Here is an 18,350-nt window from a genome sequence, read left to right on the forward strand (position 1 = left end):
TGCATCATCGCGGCTGCGGTGGCGCAGCGGCACTGCAGCCAAGCCCCGCGACAAGCCGGGGCGCGACACAGTCATGGGGCGGAAAGATGCAGGGCAGGCGAAGTGAAGTCCTTCGGGCGTTGGCGGCAGCGATGTGCAGCGGGGCGCCTGCCGCCCGATGAAGCGCATCATCTGTGTCGGCAACCTCGTCCATGACGAGGTCTTTCATGTCGATTCCCTGCCGGCTGCGGGGATCAAGACCGGCGTCCTCGACTATCACCAACGCTTCGGCGGGCCGGCTGCCACGGCAGCCGTCGCCATCTGCCGGCTGGGTGGCATCGCGTCCTACTGGGGGCGCGTGGGCGATGATCCTGCCGGTGCGGCTGCGATCTCGCTCATGCGGGAACACGGCGTCGACTGTGACGGCGTCGCTACGCTGCCCGGGCGGACGCTGCGCGCCATCGTCCTCGTCGACAAGCGCGGCGAGCGCAGCATCGTCTCCGACCGGCTGAGCCTGCCGATGGGCACGGGAGTTCTGCCGCGGGACGGTCTCGACCCCGGCGGGATCGTTCTTGCCGATACGCGCTGGCCCGGGGCTGCGGACATCGTCTTCGACCGGGCTCGGGAGGCGGGTCTAGTCACGGTGCTCGACGCCGATGGCGGGCAGGCGACGGACAATGCGCGCCTCATCGCCAAGGCCGACCACGTCGTCTTCTCCAGCGAGGGCCTGCGCGATTTTGCCGGGGAGGGGGCGCCGGACGTGCTGTTGCGGCGCTGCGAGCCTCGCCCGGGACAGGTGTTCGCGGTGACACTCGGCTCGCATGGCAGCCTGTGGCTGCTGGATGGCGAACTCGCCAGCGTCCCCACATTTCCGGTTGCGATGACGGACACCACCGGCTGCGGCGACGTCTTCCACGGCGCTTATGCGCAGGGGCTGGCGGAGGGTATGGCGCCTCTGGCGGCAGCGCGCCTGGCCTCCGGAGCCGCCGCGCTCAAGGGCGCCAACGGGTGTGGCTGGGCGGGCATGCCGGACCGCGCGGCGGTGGAGATTCTGCTTGCGACCGGGACGGAGGGACAGTCGGTACCCTGCGAACGATGAGCGAAAAACGAAAACGCATGTTGCGATAACGAAAATAAAATGCATCACTCGTGGTCGATAACAAAGAAATTGGTCGACAACTAAGAAACGTCTTTTCGGGAGGTTACCTGTTTCTGTGCCGAGCCGGCGACAGGGACGCATGCGCTGCGGTCTCCGAACCCGCTTCGGACGGACCGGGCATCCGTCTCGTCTGGCCAAGGGCGCCGAACGCGCGATCTTCCGCATTGACCAAAATGTCTGTTCAACCCCCTGCTCGGGAAGGTGTGACTTATGGCCTGCTCCTCGCTCGCTGAGCTCGCGAAAGACCTGAGGGCGATCAATGTCGATCTCTCGGGCACGTCCCCGGACTTTTCCCAAAGCACGAAGCCGCCGGCCGACATGCTCGACCGCTGGGCCGAGACGTCAAGCCTCGGCGAGCCGGAAGCTCGTGCAGTGGCGATCTGGGCTATCCGCGAGGCGGCGCTCGCCAACGAGGTCGTGCCCGCGTCGATCCAGGAACTCTATCTCGCCCGGGCTGCCGGCACGTGGGAGGGGTGCACCGTGCCCGCCATGAACCTGCGCGGCTGGAGCTACCCCACCATCCGCGCCGCCTTTCGCGCCGCCAAGGAGATGGATGCGAGCCTGTTCATCTTCGAACAGGCCGTCGGCGAGTCGATCTACGCTGCCCAGCCTCCGGCCGAATACACAGCCGCCGCGCTGGCGGCCGCCATGCGCGAGGGCTACCAGGGCCCAGTCTTCATGCAGGCAGACCATGACCAGGTGAACGCCTCCGCTTATGCCAAGGACGGGCCGGCCGAGGTCAGGAAGCTCGAGGAGATCATGCGCGCGCAGGTCGATGCGGGCTTCTACAGCCTCGATATCGATGCCTCGACCGTGGTCGACCTGTCGCTGCCCAATGTTCGTGAGCAGCAGCGCCTGAATGCCGAACTGACAGCGCATTTCACGGAGTTCGTACGCGGCATCGAGCCCGAGGGCGTCACGATCTCGCTCGGCGCCGAGATCGGTGAGGTCGGTCACGAGAACACGACGCCCGAGGAACTGCGGGAGTTCATGGTGGTCTACAAGGACAAGATTGCCGGCAAGAACCTCACTCCAGTCAGCAAGATCAGCATCAACACGGGCACCTATCACGGTGGCAAGATGCAGCCCGACGGGAAACTCGCGGACGTCGCGGTCGATTACGATCTGCTGAAGACAATCTCGGATATCTGCCGCACGGAGTTCGCCATGAGCGGGGCGGTCCAGCACGGCGCCTCGACGCTACCGGGGGAGCAGCTGGCGAAATTCCCCGGCACCGGCGCTGTCGAGACCCATCTTGCTCTCGGCTTCACCAACCGGACCTTCGACCATCCCAGCCTTCCGAAATCCTTCGCCGACATGATCAGGGACTATACGTTCACCCACCATGCCAATGAGCGGGGCGAGGACGAGAACGACCTGCAGTTCCTCTACAATGTCCGCAAGAAGGCCTGGAAGGTGATGAAGGAGCCGTTCTGGGCGCTCCCGCAGCCGGTCCAGGATGAGGTGATGGCGTCGCTTCAAGACATGTTCCGTGACATGTTTACCTGGATGAATGTCGGAAACACCACAGCGCTGGTGCGCGACAACACCACGCTGACCAAGGTCGCGCCACCCGTGCCAGACGCCGTGACGAAGCTGCTCGCGCACTGACTGCAGAGACTGCCGGAAGACGCCGGCCCGCAACGACGGGCCGGCCAGATCAAGAAAAGCCGAGGAAACGACCACAACAACCGGAGGAGAACGTCCATGAACCTGCATCGTAGGTCATCATTGCTCAAGCTCGCGGCAATGACATTTGCGTCCGTCCTGTCCCTGCCGATCCTGGCCCAAGCGCAGCAGAAGGAAGTGCGTTGGGGCCAGTGGAAAGGCACCGAAGTCGGCGAGAAGTTCATGGCCGAGCTCAAGGCCGCTTTCGAGAAGGACCATCCCGAGATCAAGCTCGTGCCGGTCGACTCGCCCTTCACGGGTTTCCACGACCGCGCGATCGTCCTGCACCAGGCCAAGAAGCTGCCCGACGTCCTGCTTGTGCAGGTCGACTGGGTCGCCGAGTTCGCCGATCTCGGCATGATCGACGCGCTCGATGACCGCATCGCCAAGGAGCCGAAGGCGTTCTTCGACAATATTCCGGTGACATTCCACCAGCAATGGCGCGGCAAGCAGTATTACCTGCCGATCGAGAGCGGCGCGGTCGCGCTGTTCTACAACACCGACCTGTTCAAGGCCGCGGGACTGTCGGGCCCGCCCAAGACCTGGGACGAGTTCGCAGACTACTCGCGCAAGCTGACCAACCCGGCCAAGCGCCAGTTCGCGATCACCGGCACGCTGCAGGGCGAGCCGCCGACCAACATGACCTATGAGATCTATCCGCTCCTGCTCCAGGCCGGCGCAAAGATGATCGACTCGACTACGAACAAGGCCGTGTTCAACAGCCCCGAGGGCGTTGCCGCGATCGAGTGGTATGTCGACCGCATCAACAAGGACAAGGTCTCTGTCCCCGGCGTCCTCAGCAATGGCGAGAAGGAGAAGCGCGCCAACTTCGCCTCCGGCAACATCGCTATGATGTTCGAGGGGCCCTGGGGCGTCGCGATCCAAAAGCAGCTCAATCCCAACCTGAACTACGACATCGCGCCGCTCCCGTCGGGGAAGACGAGCGGCACCATGGTGCGCGGTTCGCTGAATGCGCTCTCCAGCCAGGCCAGCGACAAGGATGCCGCCTGGACCTTCATCAAGTGGATGTCGGGACCCAAGGGTATCGAGATGTGGGCCAAGGGCACGGGTGCCTTCCCGGCCCGCACCGACGTCGCCAACCAGGACTGGTTCAAGGAGCGCAAGCTGTTCCAGGCCTTCGTGACCCAGATGGGCCGCGACAACGCCCAGTCGCCGTTCCTGGTCATGCCGAACGCGGTGCAGATGAACAAGATCATGAGCACCGAGATCCAGAACGCCGTGCAAGGCAAGAAGACCGCCAAGCAGGCGCTCGATGATGCCGCCGCCGAATGGAACAAGATCCTGGCCGCGGCCAAGTAAGCATCCCCTCCCGGGAGGCGCACGCGCTGCGCCTCCCATCACCGCTCAGAAGCCGGCCCGTTCGTTCGCGGAACAGGCGGGGTCGGCTTCGCATCGATCGGTCGGCCATGCTGTCGCTCAAACGCAGATATCCCGAAGAAATCCTCGCCTTCACCTTCCTGTGGGCGCCGCTGCTCATCCTTGTGGCGCTGTTGATCTACCCGCTCATCGACGTCATCCGCCTGAGCTTCTATGACAGCAACCTGCAGCGAGAGACCTTCGTCGGGCTCGGCAATTATGCGGCGCTGCTGCGCGATTCGTTGTTCTGGCAGGCCTTCTACCAGACGGTCGTCTTCACCTTCTGGAGCGTGACGCTTCATCTGGTCATCGGGCTCTCGCTGGCGCTGCTGCTCAACATGCAGATCGACCCGGGCTTCCGGACCTTCGCGCGCGGCCTGCTGATCGTGCCCTGGCTGCTGGCGCCGACCGTCGCCGGCATGATCTGGGTGCTGATGCTGGCGCCGATCGGGGTCTTCAACGGCATGCTGATCTCGCTTGGCCTGCTCGACCCGATGGAGACGATATCCTGGCTCGGCGATCCCTCGACGGCGCTGGGCTCGGTCACGGCGATGAATGTCTGGCGCGCCTTCCCCTTTTTCATGGTGATGCTGCTGGCAGGGCTTCAGGCCATCCCGAAGCAACTCTACGAAGCCGCCGAGATCGACGGCGCTTCGCTCCCGCGCCAGTTCTGGCACATCACCCTGCCGCAACTGCGTAGCGTCATAACCACGATCGTGCTGCTGGACTCCATCTGGACGTTCCGCGCCTTCGACCCGGTCTTCGTGATGACAGGTGGTGGGCCCTCGCATGCGTCCGAAGTGCTCGCCACCGCGATCTATTTCGACGGCTTCCAGAAGCTGCGCTTCGGCTACGCCTCGGCGGAAGCCGTGGTGATGTTCGTCGTCCTCTTCATCGTCAGCGCCTTCTATGTCCGGCGCACAATGAGCAATGTGAACTGACATGCCGAGCACCGCGATCCAGAGAGCCTCCTTGCCCTCCCTGCCGTCCAGCCAGCGCCGGAAGGAGCGGCTCCTCAACCTTGCAGCCTATGGCCTGCTCAGCCTCGCGATCCTGATCGTCTTCTTCCCGCTCGCCTGGATGCTGACGGTCTCGGTGCGTCCCAACCTCGAAGTCATGCGGATGCCGCCGGAATGGATCCCGCAGGTCTTCACGCTCGAGGGCTACGCCAAGATCTTCGCCAACACGAAGTTCCTGATCGTCTTCCTCAATACGATGGTGGTGTCGTTGCTCGTCACCATCCTCTCGCTCGTGCTGGGCGCGCTCGCCGCCTATGCGCTGGCGCGCTTCAAGTTCGCCGGGCAGCGCGCCGTGCTGATGTTCCTGATCACAACGCAGATGTTCCCGCTGGTGCTGCTCTGCATCCCGTATTTCCGGATCTTCATCACGCTGGGGCTGTATGACACCCGGACCTCGCTGGTCGTGGTCTACCTCACCTTCACGCTGCCCTTCTGCGTCCTGATGCTGCGCAGCTATTTCCTGAACATCCCGCGCGATATCGAGGAGGCCGCGATGGTCGATGGCTGCTCGCGGATGGGGGCGATCTTCCGCACGCTGATACCGATGTCCTATCCGGCCTTTATCGGCGCGGGGCTCTACACCTTCCTGCTGGCCTGGAACGAATTCCTCTTCGCCGTGGTGCTGATCGAATCCTGGGAAAACCGGGTGCTGACCATGGCGATCTACAGTCTGATGGCCGAATTCGTGACCGAGTGGAACACGATGATGGCGTTCTCTGTGCTGGCAAGCCTGCCTCTGGTGATCGCCTTCATCTTCCTGCAGAAATTCATGGTTCAGGGCATGACCGCGGGCGCGCTGACGTCCTAGCCCGTACAGGATGGGGCAGGGACGGGCAGATCCAAGGGCTTTGCGGGGAAGGCCACTTATCCCCGCCCGCCGACGCGGACCGTAAGCTCGCGCGACCACAACAGAGGGGTCGCCATGCTTTCGTTCCATGAGGAATTTCCGCTGAATTCGGGCCGGCTGGCCTATGCGCCGGCCTTCTCCGACGTCGTCAACGATGTCGTGCTGGCGGCCGACACGCTGTCGCGCATCGCCATCCCCACCGGCGCGCGTTTCGTGGCGCTGAGCTTCGATGGCGATGTGCGGGCGAAGCCAGGCGTCTCCGACACCACGCTGGCGTTGCCGACGACGAACTCGGCCGAAGGCGCAGGAAGTGCGCTCAACCCGGCGCTGCGCCGGCTGCCGGCATCGGCGACGCATCTGTGCCTGCGCGCGCCGGCCGCCTGCAAGGGTTCGCTCGAGTTCTGGGGCTGACGGCGCATGCAAACCCATCTGGAACCGCTCGCGCGGATCGGCCGGGCCCGGCTCGGGCTGCCCGGTCTCTCGACGCCACCCCGGCATGGCTGGGCCAACGCCGTGGAATTCGCCGACCTCGCAGCCTTCGCGGACTTCAATCGCAACCGCTACGCGATCACCTCGGTGCCGGCGGGGGAGATTGCAGCCGCCAACGCGGCCGCGCTGTGCCACAAGCGCCCTTGCAGTTTTGGCGACTGGTTCGCGTTCACGGCCACGTCGACGGAGCGCGCCTATGTCGACGCGGCGGGTCTCTATCGGACGAGCGCGACGGCTGATCAGCCGCGCTTTGACTGGGCGAGCGGGCGGCGCCGGCTTGCGCTGAACGGGGGCTCGACCAATCTGATGCTGCGCTCGTCGGAATTCGCCACATCGCCCTGGGCGGCAAGCGGTGCGGTTGCCATCACGGCTGATGCCGGTACAGCGCCAGACGGGACCGCGACGGCCGATCTCGTTGCCGACACCACGACAGCCGACGTCAATGGCGTCACGCAAAACTGCGCGATCACCAGCAGCGCAAATCCCTATACCGCCTCCTGCTTCCTCAAGGCCGGGACGTCGAGCGTCGCCAGCCTGCGCCTAACCATCGGAGCCTCAGTGGTGGTCGCCGAGGTCGTCGCCAATCTCGCCACCGGTGAGGCGCAGTGGCGCAGCGGCGTTTCGGGAGCGGCTTTCACCATCACGCCGTTTGGCAATGGCTGGCATCGCCTCGCCGTGACCTGCCTGGACAATGCCAGTGGCAACAGCTCGATCAACCTGATCATTCGGCCGGCCTTCGCCACGACCTACAGCAACGCGATCGGAATTGCAGCAACCGGCGGCGTGCTGGCCTGGGGCGCGCAGATCGAACAATCCAGCTTCGCCACACCCTATATGCCGACCACCAGCGCGGCAGTCACGCGGGCTGCCGAAAGCTGCCGGTTATCCGTCGCCGTCGAGGCGCTTCTCCAGCGCAACGCGGCCAGCGTCGTGGTGCGGGGCGGGCTGACGCAGAGCACGAGCACGGGCCGCGTCATCGGCACGGTGACGAGCAGCGGGCTGGCCTGCGGCTCGACGACGGCAGGCCAACTCACCACATCTGACGCCGCCAACTCACGCGGTCTCAGCGCGACGCTGGGTAGCGGGACCAAAACCGCCTTTGGCGCGGCCTATGGCTTCGACGGCTCGGGGCAATCGCTCGTCGGCAATGGCGGGACGGTGGTCGGCGATGCCTATGCGCCTGATGCCCGCAGCACTGTCTATCTCGGACGCAGTGCGGCGGGAGGCTATGCCGATGGTGACTACGACTTCGTCGGGATCGCTCCGTCGCGGCTCGGCGATACCAGGCTTGCCGGGTTGGCCGTGCCTGTTTGAACGCTCTGGCGCGGCCAACCGGGGACATGCTCTACCTGTTGCCATAACGGCAAACAGGTAGCTGCGGATGATGACGGCAGAGTCGAGCAGACCATCAAACGAGCGGATCGCGCGGGGCGGCAAGGCGATCTATGGCGTGCCTCTCGGCATCCTGATGCTGGAGGCGCGCTTTCCGCGCATCCATGGCGACATGGGCAATGGCACGACCTGGCCGTTCCCTGTGCTCTACCGCGTCGTTCCAGGCGCGAGCCCTGACCGCGTGGTTGTCGGCGGCGCGGCCGGGCTGCTGCCGGATTTCATCGAGGCGGCGCGCGACCTCGTGCGCCTCGGCGCCGAGGCGATCACCACCAATTGTGGTTTCCTCTCGCTGTTCCAGCAGGAACTGGCGGCGGCGGTCGGCGTGCCGGTCGCGACCACTTCGCTGATGCAGGTTCCCTGGGTGCAGGCGACGCTGCCGCCGGGCAAGCGCGTCGGCGTCGTCACCGTCTCGAAGGCGAGCCTTACGCCTGCCCATCTCACGGGCGCGGGCGTTCCGCTCGACACACCCGTCACCGGGACAGAGAACGGCCAGGAGTTCTTCCGCGTGCTGATCAAGGCCGAGAAGGACGATATGGACATCGACCTCGCCGAGCAGGACGTCGTGCAGGCCGCGCGCGATCTGGTTTCGGCCAATCCCGATGTCGGCGCCATCGTGCTGGAATGCACCAACATGCCGCCCTATGCCGCCGCCGTACAGCGCGCCACGGGGCTGCCGGTCTACGACATCTATTCGATGATCACCTGGTTCCATGCGGGCCTGAGGCCGCGCGTCTTTGGGTGATAAGCTTCTCGGGTCGCCTTGGGCTGTACCTTCAGCCCTCATCCTGAGGAGCCGCGAAGCGGCGTCTCGAAGGATGGTCCAGTTCGTGCCAGTGCCTGCTGGAGCATCCTTCGAGACGCGCCTCCGGCGCTCCTCAGGATGAGGGCTGAGTGATTGGAATGCGCCGACTTATCCCCGGCCCCTGCGGCTCGATGAATACTGGCCTCGCATCCGGCGCGTGTCGCGTCCAACTCCTGCGAGGTTTTCATGACCGCAACGCCGCGGCTTTCGCTGCCCCTCCTCGCCGCCGGCCAGGCGCAAAAACATGTCACCCATAATGACGCCCTTGTGCGGCTCGACGGCATGATCCATCTCGCCGTTGCCAGCCGTTCGGAAACGGCGCCGCCGTCATCCCCGAGCGAGACCGACGCCTATATCGTGCCGGCCGACGGCACCGGCGCATTCGCCGGCCGCACCGACCGACTCGCGCTCTACGAAGACGCCGGTTGGACCTTCCTGACGCCGCGCATCGGCTGGCAGGCCTGGGTCGCGGACGAGGCCGAGTTGCAGATCTGGACCGGCACGGAATGGCGCAGGGCCGCGCCGACGAGCAGCATGGGCGCTGAGCTCTGGGGCGTGAACGGCACGGCCGACGAGACGACGCGCTTCGTCGTCGCCGCCGAGGCGAGCCTGTTCAACCATGATGGCGCGGGGCACCAGCTCAAGCTCAACAAGGCCGGGGTGGGGGACACGGCGAGCCTGCTCTTCCAGACCGGCTATTCGGGCCGTGCCGAGGTGGGGCTGGCGGGCGACGACGACCTGCATGTTAAGGTCAGCGCGGATGGCGCGAACTGGATCGAGGCGCTGGTGATCGACCGGAGCACGGGCGCCGTCTCGCTGCCCGCGACGGATTGGGCGCAGGACCGGCCGCTGCCCAATCTGCTGGTCAATGGCGATATGCTGGTGAACCAGCGCGGCTTCTCCGGCGGGGCGCTCCCGGCCGGCAGCTATGGATTCGACCGCTGGAAGGCGGGCGCAGCGGGCGCGACGGTATCCGTGAGCGGTTTCGAGATCACGTTGAGCGCGGGCGCTATCATCCAGCCCGTCGAGCCGGCGCTGTGGGGCATTAGTTCCTTCGCCTCTCTGCCGCTGTGCCTCTCGGTGGAGGGTCTCACCGGCGGCAGCCTGACGGTGACGATCGGCAGCCAGAGCGGGACGATCACCGCCGGGAGCGGACGACGTGCCATCACCCTGATGCCCGCGAGCGGGGACAGCGGCACGCTCGCGGTGCAACTCGCGCCAGCCTCGAGTGCCGCAAGCTTCTCCCGCATCAAGCTCGAATTCGGCACGGCGGAGTCCGGCTGGGCCGCGCGACCGCTGCCCGAGGAGGAGCGGCTGTGCCGGCGATATCATTGGGTGCGCAGCGGCCAGCTCCTGCTCGACGGCTATCAGGCGGCCTCCGGCACGACCCGGCAGGAGATCGCCTTGCCGTGCAGGATGCGGGCCACACCGTCAGTCAGCTTCACCACCTCGCTGGACACCAACATCGAGACGGGCACCGATCCGGTCGTAGGCGCTCTCTCAGCCGAGACCGCCTATGCCGAGATTTCCGCTGAGGCACTCGGGCGCGTGAGCGCGACATTCGACGACATCGTGTTCGACGCGGAGCTTTGAGGCTCAACACGTCATTCCGGGGCAGGCCGCAGGCCTGAGCCCGGAACCCATGGCCACGACATCGGCTGGTAAGGTTTGCGGCCTGATTGGAACACGACCGTCATTGTGAGGAGCGACGAAGCAATCCAGGGGGGCGTAGAGCTCTACGATGCTGGATTGCTTCGCTGACGCTCGCAATGACGGGGCGGTGGCTTATTCGCTCACCGGCTTGCGCGCCTTCAGCAGTGCGATCAGCCCCTCGTCTCGGCGCTGTTCGAGTTCGGCGATCGAGCGGCCGGCGCTCTCCTCGGCGACACCATCGACGATGGCGCGCTGGACCTCCTCGCCGAGCCCGGGATTGCCCAGCGATTCCCAGCGCCTCAGCTGGCTTGGGCCGAGATGGGCGAGATAGCCTTCGATCCCGCCTTCACCGCCGCCGAGATGGTAAGTCATGTGCGGTCCCATCAGCGCCCAGCGCAGGCCGGGGCCGTTGACCAGCGCCGCGTCGATCTCGGCCACGCTGGCGACGCCCTGCTCGACGAGATGGACCGCCTCGCGGTAGAGCGCCGAAGCCAACCGGTTGGCGATATGGCCGGGCATTTCCCGGTTCATGATGACAGGCCGGCGGCCGAGGCTTCGGTAGAAGTTGGCCGCACGCGTGACCGCCGCCTCATCCTCACCGACGATCTCGACCAGCGGCACGAGATGCGGCGGGTTGAAGGGGTGGGCGACGATGATACGCCCGGGCCGAGCGCAATCGGCGACGATGGCGCTGCGTAGCAGCGCGGATGTGCTGCTGGCGATGATCGCCTGCGGGTCGGTCAGCGCGTCGATCTCGGCTAGGAGCTGGCGCTTGGTCGCCTCGTTTTCCGGCCCGTTCTCCTGGACGAAATGCGCGCCCTTCAGCGTCTCTGGGAGGTCTGTCGAAAAGGCGATGTTGCCGGTGCCGGCGGGACCGATTTCCGCCAGTTGCGCGCGGGCGCGCTCGACATGGGCGCGGAACTTCGCCTCTGCCGCGGGCGAGGGGTCGTAGGCCGCGACGTCGATGCCGTGGGCGGTCGCCAGCGCCGCCCAGCTCGCGCCGATGAGGCCGGCGCCGATGATGGCGATGCGCTCGATGATCTCGCTCATGCCTAGTGGATCTCCGGCTCGGGGATCTTTGCGGTGCCTTCGAGGAAGTCGAAGTCGCAGCCCTTGTCGGCCTGGCGGATATGGGCGGCAGACATCTTGCCCCAGCCGCGCGGATAGTCGCGGTCCGGCGGGCTCCAGGCGGCGAGGCGCGCGGCGATCTCGGCCTCGGAGAGGTTGACCGAGATGCTGCGGGCCTCGACATCGACGCTGATGATGTCGCCGGTCTTCACCGCCGCGAGCGGGCCCTTGATATAGGCCTCCGGCGCAACATGGAGCACGCAGGCGCCATAGCTCGTGCCGGACATGCGGGCGTCCGAGATGCGCAGCATGTCACGCACGCCCTGCTTGAGCAGCTTGCGCGGGATCGGCAGCATGCCCCATTCCGGCATGCCGGGACCGCCGACAGGGCCGCAGTTCTTCAGCACCATGATGTGGTCGGCTGTGACGTCGAGGTCCTCGTCGTTCACAGCCTTCATCATCGCGTCGTAGTCCTCGAAGACCAGCGCCGGGCCGGAATGCCTGAGCAGGCGCGGCTCTGCGGCTGACGGCTTGATCACGCAGCCATCGGGGGCGAGGTTGCCCTTCAGCACGGCCAGCCCGTTGGCTGTGGAGACGGCGCGGTCGAGCGGGCGGATGACGTTGTCGTCATAAACCTTTGCCAGCGCGATCGTCTCGGCGATCGGCTTGCCGGTGACGGTCATCGCGTCGGTGTGGAGCTTGGTCTCCAACTGCTTCAGCAGGGCAGGGAGCCCGCCCGCGTAGAAAAAGTCCTCCATCAGGAATTCGCCCGACGGACGCAGGTTGGCGATCACCGGCACGGTTCGCGAAAAGGTGTCGAAGTCGTCGGGCGTCAGCGGCACGCCGGCGCGGCCGGCCATGGCAACGAGGTGGATGATGGCGTTGGTCGAGCCCGCCACCGCCATGTGCACGGTCAGCGCGTTCTCAAAGCTTTTTCGCGTCAGGATACGGTCGGGGGTGAGGTCTTCCCAGACCATCTCGACGATGCGCTTGCCGGATGCCGCCGCCATGCGCGGATGGGCTGCGTCGGCTGCGGGGATGGCTGAGGCGCCGGGCAGGGTCAGCCCCAGCACCTCGGCATGGCTCATCATCGTCGCGGCGGTGCCCATCACCATGCAGGTGCCATAGGAGCGAGCGATGCCGCTTTCCATCTCCTGCCACTGGTCGTCGGTGATGTTGCCGGCTTCCTTCTCGGCCCAGTATTTCCAGACGTCGGCGCCCGAGCCGAGGATTTTTCCGGCCCAGTTGCCGCGCAGCATCGGGCCGGCTGGCACGAAGATGAAGGGGAGCCCTGCGCTGCAGGCGCCCATGATCAGGGCCGGCGTGGACTTGTCGCAGCCGCCCAGCAGCACCGCGCCGTCGAGCGGGTGGGAGCGGATCGATTCCTCGGTCTCCATCGCGAGGAAGTTGCGATAGAGCATGGTGGTCGGCTTCTGGTACTGCTCGGAGGCCGAGGCGACCGGGATCTCGACCGGAAAGCCGCCCGCCGCCCAGACCGCGCGCTTCACGGCCTCCGCGCGATCGCGCAGATGGGTGTGGCAGGGGTTGATCTCGGACCAGGTGTTGATGATGCCGATGACGGGTTTTCCCATGAACTCGTCATGGCCAAACCCCATCTGCAGCGCCCGCGAGCGATGGCCGAAGGAGCGCAGATCGCTGGCCCCGAACCAGCGCTTCGAGCGCAGCGTATCGGGCGTCTTGCGTGGATGGGACATGGGCGTTTCCTTAGGTCGTTTTTGCTCTTGAACCTCTCCGTCATTCCGGGGCGGCCCGTAGGGCCGAGCCCGGAACCCATGAACACGAGGCGGCCGGCAATGCCAGCAGCGAAGCCCGCGCCTCCCTCTGCATGGGCGTGTTCATGGGTTCCGGGCTCATCGCTGTGCGATGCCCCGGAAAGACGGATTACTCAGCCGCCGCGCGCAGGGCGCCCCAGCCGGAGACGATGCTGCGTAGTTCCACGCGCTCGGCCTCGTTGAGCTCCGGCAGGCCGGGCAGGCGGACCGGGCCGACCTGTGTGCCGAGCAGGCCGAGAGCCTCCTTCACGACCGTGACATTGGCGCCGTTGCCGTATTTGGTGCGCATGGTCTCGAAGCCGGCGATCTCGCTGACCAGCTTGCGGGCGAGCGCATAGTCGCCGGCCTCGAGCGCGGTCCAGATCGCGAGCGAACGCTCCGGTGCGACATTGACGAGGCCCGAGGTGAAGCCGCGCGCGCCGAGCGCATGGAAGGGCGCCGCCCAGCCTTCGGCTAGGCCGCAGATCCAGTTGGCGGAGGTGCCTTCCGTGGCGCGCACGCATTCGGCCAGTAGCATGACATTGGGGGAGGCGAACTTCACGCCCGCAACATTGGCGTGGGTCGCGACGCGGACGAGGTCCTTGATGCCGATCGCGTCGGAGCGGATATAGGCCACGACCGGCATGTCGAGTGCCTCGGCGATGGCGATGATGTAGTCGGCCTGGCTTTGGGGCGCGGCGAAGGGATCGAGCGGGTGGTGCACCATCACCGCGTCGCAGCCGGCCTCGGCGGCGAGCTTGCCGGTCGAGACGGCCTCGCGGAGCGAGCGGCCGATGCCGGCTGTCACCAGTGCCTTGCCCGCAGTGGCCTCGGCTGCGACGGCGTGGCTGCGCACCACCTCGTCTGATGTCATCGGGTAGAACTCGCCGGTGTTGCCGGCCGAGACGATGTTGTGGATGCCGGCCTCGGCGATCCCGCGCACGATCCTGCCGGTGACGGCCCAATCCGCCTCGCCATCGCTGCCCCAGGCGGTGACATGCACGCCCGAAATGCCGCGCAGCGCGGTCCTCACCCTGTCATTCGTCATAACGCAGTCCTTCCGCATCGGCGCCGAACACCTGCCGTACATGGGCTTTCGCCGAGCGGACGATGTGGCGGCGCATGGTTTGCTCCGCGAGGCCCGGATCGCGGGCGCGCAGCGCTTCGAAAATCGAACGGTGTTCTTCCAGCCCCAGCCGCCGCTCCGCCGGTTTGGCGAGGAGGGCGATGCGCTGGGCGTGGTCGTACATGCGCTGGCCGTCGAGCCGGCGCTCCAGGTAGGTACAGCCTGACAGGCGGTGGATCATGCCGTGATAGGCCTCGTTGAGGGTGACGATGTCCTCGAGTTCGCTGTGCTCTGTGGCGTGTTCCATGTCGCCGATCAGTTGCGCCATGGCAGCGATGTCGGCGTCGCCGATCCGGTTGGCGGCGATGTGGGCCATGACGCTTTCGAGCGCGGCGCGCCCGAGCGCCATTTCGAGCGCCTGGCGGGCGGAAAACTCGACGAAGACGCCGCGCCGGCTCTCGGTGCGGACGAGTCCCTCGCTCTCGAGCTTGCGGATGGCGTCCTTCACCGGCGTCGTGCTGACGCCGAGCATCTCGGCGAGATGACGCTCGTTCAGGCGCTCGCCATAGCTGAACTGGCCAGCGACGATCGCGCGGCGCAGGCGCTCATGGACGTGCTCGCGCAGCGAGCGCAGCAGATGCGGAGCGACGGGTTCGATGGTGATCATGTCCGGCATGGGTGTTCCGAGGCAAGCGCGCCGCGCGACTCTCCTGAAAGCGCGTGCGGAGCTTTCCGCCATCACCACACCCTCTCACCACAAACGGCAAGCATCGGCAAGTCTGAAATTTCAGATTTCAAATCTCCGATCCTGTGTTATGTCCGATGCCAATGGCGCGCGAAAAGCGGGCCGCGCCGGCCTCAAAACGCGCCGGCAAGGGAAACGAAACCGGAGGAAACACCATGACCATGACACGTAGGGCGATGATCGCCGCCGCCTGCCTGCTCGGCGCGCCGGCCGCAATGGCGCAATCCGACTATCCAGGCAGCCGCGTGGTGACGATCGTCGTGCCCTTCGCGGCGGGCGGGACCACCGACCTTCTGGGGCGCATCCTGGCAGACCGGCTGGGCGCAAGGCTGAACGGCAAGTTCATCGTCGAGAACCGCGTCGGTGCAGGCGGCAATACGGGCGCTGCGGCGGTGGCGCGCGCCGCCCCCGACGGCTACACCCTGACCATGGGCACGGTGTCGTCCCATGCCATCAACCCCGGCGTCTATGCCAAGATGCCCTACGACCACATCAAGGACTTTGCGCCGATCTCGCAGGTCGCCAGCGTTCCCAACATCCTGATGGTCAATCTCGACCTGCCGGCCAAGACGGTTCCCGAACTGATCGAGTTGCTCAAGAAGAACCCCAACAAGTACTCCTTCGGCTCCTCGGGCGCCGGCACCTCGACGCATATGGCGGCCGAACTGTTCAAGGTCTCGACCGGAACCGATATGGTCCATGTGCCTTACCGCTCGAGCGGGCAGGTGACGCAGGATCTGCTCTCCGGCCAGATCCAGATCACGTTCGACAACATCACCATCGCCTGGCCCCATGTCGAAGCGGGCAAGATCCGCGCGCTCGCCACCGCGACCCCGCAGCGCCTGGCGGTCGCAAAGGATCTGCCGGCGCTGTCGGAGTTCATCCCGGGCTATGACGCCAGCTCCTGGCACGGCTTCTTCGCGCCCTCGGGCGTGCCCAAGGAGATTGTGGCAAAGCTCTCGACCGAGACGCAGGCGATCATGCGCGAGCCCGCCGTGATCGAGCAGTTGAAGAAGCTCGGCGTCGATCCCGTCGGCTCGACCAGCGAGCAGTTCACCGCGCATATCGCCTCGGAAACCAAGCGCTGGGGCGAGGTCGCGCAGAAGGCCAATGTACGGATCGAGTGAGCCTTTTTTCCAGACCCGTCATTGCGAGGAGCGCATGCGACGACGCAATCCAGGGGCGGCAGAGCACTACGTTCCTCTGGATTGCTTCGCTGCGCTCGCAATGACGGTGCCGATGCCCGGCAGTTCTAGCTAATTCACACGTTGCGGATCCCCCGAATGACCAGCCTCACCCCAGAGAACCGCAAGAAACTCCAGCGTGTCTCGACCGCGACCCTGACGACGGCGCTGTTCAAGCGCGGCTTCCGCAATGTCTTCATCCAGGACGTCCGGCCGCTGAACCCGGCGGGTCCTCAGATGGTCGGCGAGGCCTTCACGCTGCGCTACATCCCGGCACGCGAGGACCTCGACCATCTCGGCATGTTCGAGGGCACGCAGCATCCGCAGCGCCGTGCTGTCGAGGATTGCCCGCCCGGCCATGTCATGGTGATCGATAGCCGCAAGGATGCGCGCGCGGCCTCGGCCGGCGGCATCCTGGTGTCTCGACTGATGCAGCGCGGGGTGGCCGGCGTCGTCACCGATGGCGGCTTTCGCGACAGCCCCGAGATAGCGGCGATGCCGTTCCCGGCCTATCACAACCGCCCCAGTGCGCCGACCAACCTGATCCGGCATCATGCGCTCGACATCAATGCGCCGATCGCCTGTGGCGATGTTGCTGTCTATCCCGGCGACATCATGGTCGGCGATGGCGAGGGGGTGTGCGTCGTGCCGGCCCATCTCGCCAACGAGGTCGCCGAAGAGGCGTATGAGCAGACGGCCTATGAGGATTTCGTGGCCGAACGCGTGCGCGCGGGGCAGGGCATCTTCGGGCTGTACCCCGCCAATGCCGAGACCAAGGCGGAATTCGCGAAGTGGCGGTCGGGCTGGGCGTAAGGGCGCGGACGTCGACTCATGTCTGCCTGATCCTTTACACGCGGTGTCAACCCGGGCGACCGCAGGTTGACCCGGGATCCATTCCGGAACCTGACAGGCAAGCGCTCTGGCATGGATCCCGGATCTCCGCTTCGCTGCGTCCGGGATGACAGGCTGGGGGCCAGCGGGCTCTCAGATCCGATAAAACTCCCGGTACCACGCCACGAAGCGCGCAATGCCCGTCTCGATCGGCGTGTCCGGACGGAAGTCGACCTGGGTCTGGAGATCGCCGACATCGGCATAGGTCGCCCGCACGTCGCCGGCCGGCATCGGCAGATGGCGCTTGATCGCCGCCTTGCCGCAGGCGTCCTCGATCACGGCGATGAAGCGGTCGAGCCGGACCGGGCTGTGGTTGCCGATGTTGTAGATGCGGTGCGGCGCAGCGGCGGTTGCGGGATCGGGCGCGGCGCTGTCGAAGTCCGGATTTGCGGATGGCGGAAGCGCCGTCAGGCGGCAGATCGCCTCGCTGACATCGTCGACATAGGTGAAGTCGCGGCTCATCCGGCCTTCGTCATAGACGTCGATCGGCGTGCCCTCGAGGATGGCCTTGGTGAATTTGAAATAGGCCATGTCGGGCCGTCCCCAGGGGCCGTAGACCGTGAAAAATCGAAGCGCGGTCGCGCGGATGCCGTAGAGATGGGCGTAGGAATGCGCCATCAGCTCGTTGGCGCGCTTCGTCGCGGCGTAGAGCGAGACCGGGTGGTCGGCGCCGTCATGCTCGCTGAAGGGCGTCTTGCTGTTGGTGCCGTAGACCGAGCTCGACGAGGCATAGATCAGGTGCCCGACGGGGTGGCGGCGGCAGGCCTCCAGCATCGAGAGAAAGCCGTCGAGGTTGGAGCGCGCATAGGCGTAAGGGTTGTCCAGCGAGTAACGCACGCCCGCCTGCGCCGCGAGATGGATCACGACATCGGGTGCCCATGCAGCGAAGGCGGCCAGTACCGCTTCGTTGTCGGCGATGTCCAGCGCCTCGAAGGAGAAACCGTTGCGGGCTGACAGCCGGTCGAGGCGCGCCTGTTTCAGGGCCGGGTCGTAGTAGTCGTTGAGATTGTCGATGCCCAGGACCGTGATGCCGCGATCCAGCAGCGCCTGCGCGACATGGAAGCCGACAAAGCCGGCCGCGCCGGTGACGATGGCACGCCGGACCGGGATGGGGGAGGCGGGGTTCATGATGCCGCTCTAGCGCGAGGCGCGCCATGCCGGTTGCCGATCTCGATCATGACTGAAACCGCTTAGTGAGGCGCGTATGCGCGGTCAACCGAGCGCAGCGATACCAAAGGC

16 protein-coding genes are annotated in these 18,350 nt (G+C 66.0%); 11 read left to right on the forward strand and 5 right to left on the reverse strand.

The features are described 5' to 3' along the window. Positions 1-157 precede the first annotated feature (157 nt). The 9 genes from AC1D2L_RS05025 (at position 158) to AC1D2L_RS05065 (ending at position 10,325) form a co-directional block, all read left to right on the forward strand. Positions 158-1,078 (forward strand): PfkB family carbohydrate kinase, encoded by a 921-nt coding sequence (locus AC1D2L_RS05025; RefSeq protein ID WP_476844744.1) that lies wholly within the window; start codon positions 158-160, stop codon positions 1,076-1,078. Between the two features lie 270 nt (positions 1,079-1,348). Beyond that, positions 1,349-2,749 carry a class II fructose-bisphosphate aldolase gene (locus tag AC1D2L_RS05030; RefSeq protein WP_476844745.1) on the forward strand — a complete coding sequence of 467 codons (1,401 nt, stop codon included), beginning with the start codon at positions 1,349-1,351 and terminating at the stop codon, positions 2,747-2,749. 96 nt (positions 2,750-2,845) lie between these two features. After that, entirely contained in the window at positions 2,846-4,126 is a 1,281-nt protein-coding gene (locus tag AC1D2L_RS05035; RefSeq protein WP_476844746.1) for an ABC transporter substrate-binding protein, read from the forward strand. 107 nt (positions 4,127-4,233) lie between these two features. After that, complete coding sequence (locus tag AC1D2L_RS05040) at positions 4,234-5,124, forward strand: carbohydrate ABC transporter permease (RefSeq protein ID WP_476844747.1); 891 nt, start codon at positions 4,234-4,236, stop codon at positions 5,122-5,124. A 1-nt stretch (position 5,125) separates the two neighbouring features. Then, positions 5,126-6,010, forward strand: coding sequence for a carbohydrate ABC transporter permease (locus AC1D2L_RS05045; protein ID WP_476844748.1), 885 nt, complete (start codon positions 5,126-5,128; stop codon positions 6,008-6,010). Positions 6,011-6,124: 114 nt separating this feature from the next. Beyond that, positions 6,125-6,460 (forward strand): hypothetical protein, encoded by a 336-nt coding sequence (locus AC1D2L_RS05050; protein ID WP_476844749.1) that lies wholly within the window; start codon positions 6,125-6,127, stop codon positions 6,458-6,460. 6 nt (positions 6,461-6,466) lie between these two features. Continuing rightward, positions 6,467-7,852 (forward strand): phage head spike fiber domain-containing protein, encoded by a 1,386-nt coding sequence (locus tag AC1D2L_RS05055; RefSeq protein ID WP_476844750.1) that lies wholly within the window; start codon positions 6,467-6,469, stop codon positions 7,850-7,852. Positions 7,853-7,919: 67 nt separating this feature from the next. Further along, entirely contained in the window at positions 7,920-8,672 is a 753-nt protein-coding gene (locus AC1D2L_RS05060) for an aspartate/glutamate racemase family protein (protein ID WP_476844751.1), read from the forward strand. 246 nt (positions 8,673-8,918) lie between these two features. Then, a complete protein-coding gene (locus AC1D2L_RS05065; protein ID WP_476844752.1) occupies positions 8,919-10,325 on the forward strand; it encodes a DUF2793 domain-containing protein in 1,407 nt (468 codons plus the stop codon). Between the two features lie 192 nt (positions 10,326-10,517). Here AC1D2L_RS05065 and AC1D2L_RS05070 read toward each other — a convergent pair whose 3' ends face one another. The 4 genes from AC1D2L_RS05070 to AC1D2L_RS05085 form a co-directional block, all read right to left on the reverse strand. Then, positions 10,518-11,435, reverse strand: a complete 918-nt coding sequence (locus AC1D2L_RS05070; RefSeq protein WP_476844753.1) for a 3-hydroxyacyl-CoA dehydrogenase NAD-binding domain-containing protein — start codon at positions 11,433-11,435, stop codon at positions 10,518-10,520. 2 nt (positions 11,436-11,437) lie between these two features. Next, positions 11,438-13,168 carry an L-arabinonate dehydratase gene (araD, locus tag AC1D2L_RS05075; protein ID WP_476844754.1) on the reverse strand — a complete coding sequence of 577 codons (1,731 nt, stop codon included), beginning with the start codon at positions 13,166-13,168 and terminating at the stop codon, positions 11,438-11,440. Between the two features lie 187 nt (positions 13,169-13,355). Then, a complete protein-coding gene (locus tag AC1D2L_RS05080; protein ID WP_476844755.1) occupies positions 13,356-14,273 on the reverse strand; it encodes a dihydrodipicolinate synthase family protein in 918 nt (305 codons plus the stop codon). Continuing rightward, positions 14,263-14,967 carry a GntR family transcriptional regulator gene (locus AC1D2L_RS05085; RefSeq protein ID WP_476844756.1) on the reverse strand — a complete coding sequence of 235 codons (705 nt, stop codon included), beginning with the start codon at positions 14,965-14,967 and terminating at the stop codon, positions 14,263-14,265. The genes AC1D2L_RS05080 and AC1D2L_RS05085 overlap by 11 nt, the downstream gene beginning before the upstream one ends. A gap of 224 nt (positions 14,968-15,191) precedes the next feature. Between AC1D2L_RS05085 and AC1D2L_RS05090 the strand changes: the two genes are divergently transcribed. Then, on the forward strand, positions 15,192-16,163 hold the full coding sequence (locus tag AC1D2L_RS05090; protein WP_476844757.1) for a Bug family tripartite tricarboxylate transporter substrate binding protein: 972 nt from the start codon (positions 15,192-15,194) through the stop codon (positions 16,161-16,163). Between the two features lie 156 nt (positions 16,164-16,319). After that, on the forward strand, positions 16,320-17,033 hold the full coding sequence (locus AC1D2L_RS05095; RefSeq protein ID WP_476844758.1) for a ribonuclease activity regulator RraA: 714 nt from the start codon (positions 16,320-16,322) through the stop codon (positions 17,031-17,033). Positions 17,034-17,204: 171 nt separating this feature from the next. Here AC1D2L_RS05095 and AC1D2L_RS05100 read toward each other — a convergent pair whose 3' ends face one another. Then, complete coding sequence (locus AC1D2L_RS05100) at positions 17,205-18,239, reverse strand: NAD-dependent epimerase/dehydratase family protein (RefSeq protein ID WP_476844759.1); 1,035 nt, start codon at positions 18,237-18,239, stop codon at positions 17,205-17,207. Between the last annotated feature and the right edge of the window lie 111 nt (positions 18,240-18,350).

It is taken from the genome of Allobosea sp. P1_B10, from assembly GCF_056406735.1.

Coding starts and splice junctions, on each gene's coding strand:
- AC1D2L_RS05030 (WP_476844745.1), top strand. CDS start 1,349: ATGGCCTGCTCCTCGCTCGCTGAGCTCGCGAAAGACCTGAGGGCGATC.
- AC1D2L_RS05050 (WP_476844749.1), top strand. CDS start 6,125: ATGCTTTCGTTCCATGAGGAATTTCCGCTGAATTCGGGCCGGCTGGCC.
- AC1D2L_RS05085 (WP_476844756.1), bottom strand. CDS start 14,967: ATGCCGGACATGATCACCATCGAACCCGTCGCTCCGCATCTGCTGCGC.
- AC1D2L_RS05100 (WP_476844759.1), bottom strand. CDS start 18,239: ATGAACCCCGCCTCCCCCATCCCGGTCCGGCGTGCCATCGTCACCGGC.
- araD (WP_476844754.1), bottom strand. CDS start 13,168: ATGTCCCATCCACGCAAGACGCCCGATACGCTGCGCTCGAAGCGCTGG.
- AC1D2L_RS05055 (WP_476844750.1), top strand. CDS start 6,467: ATGCAAACCCATCTGGAACCGCTCGCGCGGATCGGCCGGGCCCGGCTC.
- AC1D2L_RS05035 (WP_476844746.1), top strand. CDS start 2,846: ATGAACCTGCATCGTAGGTCATCATTGCTCAAGCTCGCGGCAATGACA.
- AC1D2L_RS05095 (WP_476844758.1), top strand. CDS start 16,320: ATGACCAGCCTCACCCCAGAGAACCGCAAGAAACTCCAGCGTGTCTCG.
- AC1D2L_RS05070 (WP_476844753.1), bottom strand. CDS start 11,435: ATGAGCGAGATCATCGAGCGCATCGCCATCATCGGCGCCGGCCTCATC.
- AC1D2L_RS05060 (WP_476844751.1), top strand. CDS start 7,920: ATGATGACGGCAGAGTCGAGCAGACCATCAAACGAGCGGATCGCGCGG.
- AC1D2L_RS05040 (WP_476844747.1), top strand. CDS start 4,234: ATGCTGTCGCTCAAACGCAGATATCCCGAAGAAATCCTCGCCTTCACC.
- AC1D2L_RS05080 (WP_476844755.1), bottom strand. CDS start 14,273: ATGACGAATGACAGGGTGAGGACCGCGCTGCGCGGCATTTCGGGCGTG.
- AC1D2L_RS05090 (WP_476844757.1), top strand. CDS start 15,192: ATGACCATGACACGTAGGGCGATGATCGCCGCCGCCTGCCTGCTCGGC.
- AC1D2L_RS05045 (WP_476844748.1), top strand. CDS start 5,126: ATGCCGAGCACCGCGATCCAGAGAGCCTCCTTGCCCTCCCTGCCGTCC.
- AC1D2L_RS05025 (WP_476844744.1), top strand. CDS start 158: ATGAAGCGCATCATCTGTGTCGGCAACCTCGTCCATGACGAGGTCTTT.
- AC1D2L_RS05065 (WP_476844752.1), top strand. CDS start 8,919: ATGACCGCAACGCCGCGGCTTTCGCTGCCCCTCCTCGCCGCCGGCCAG.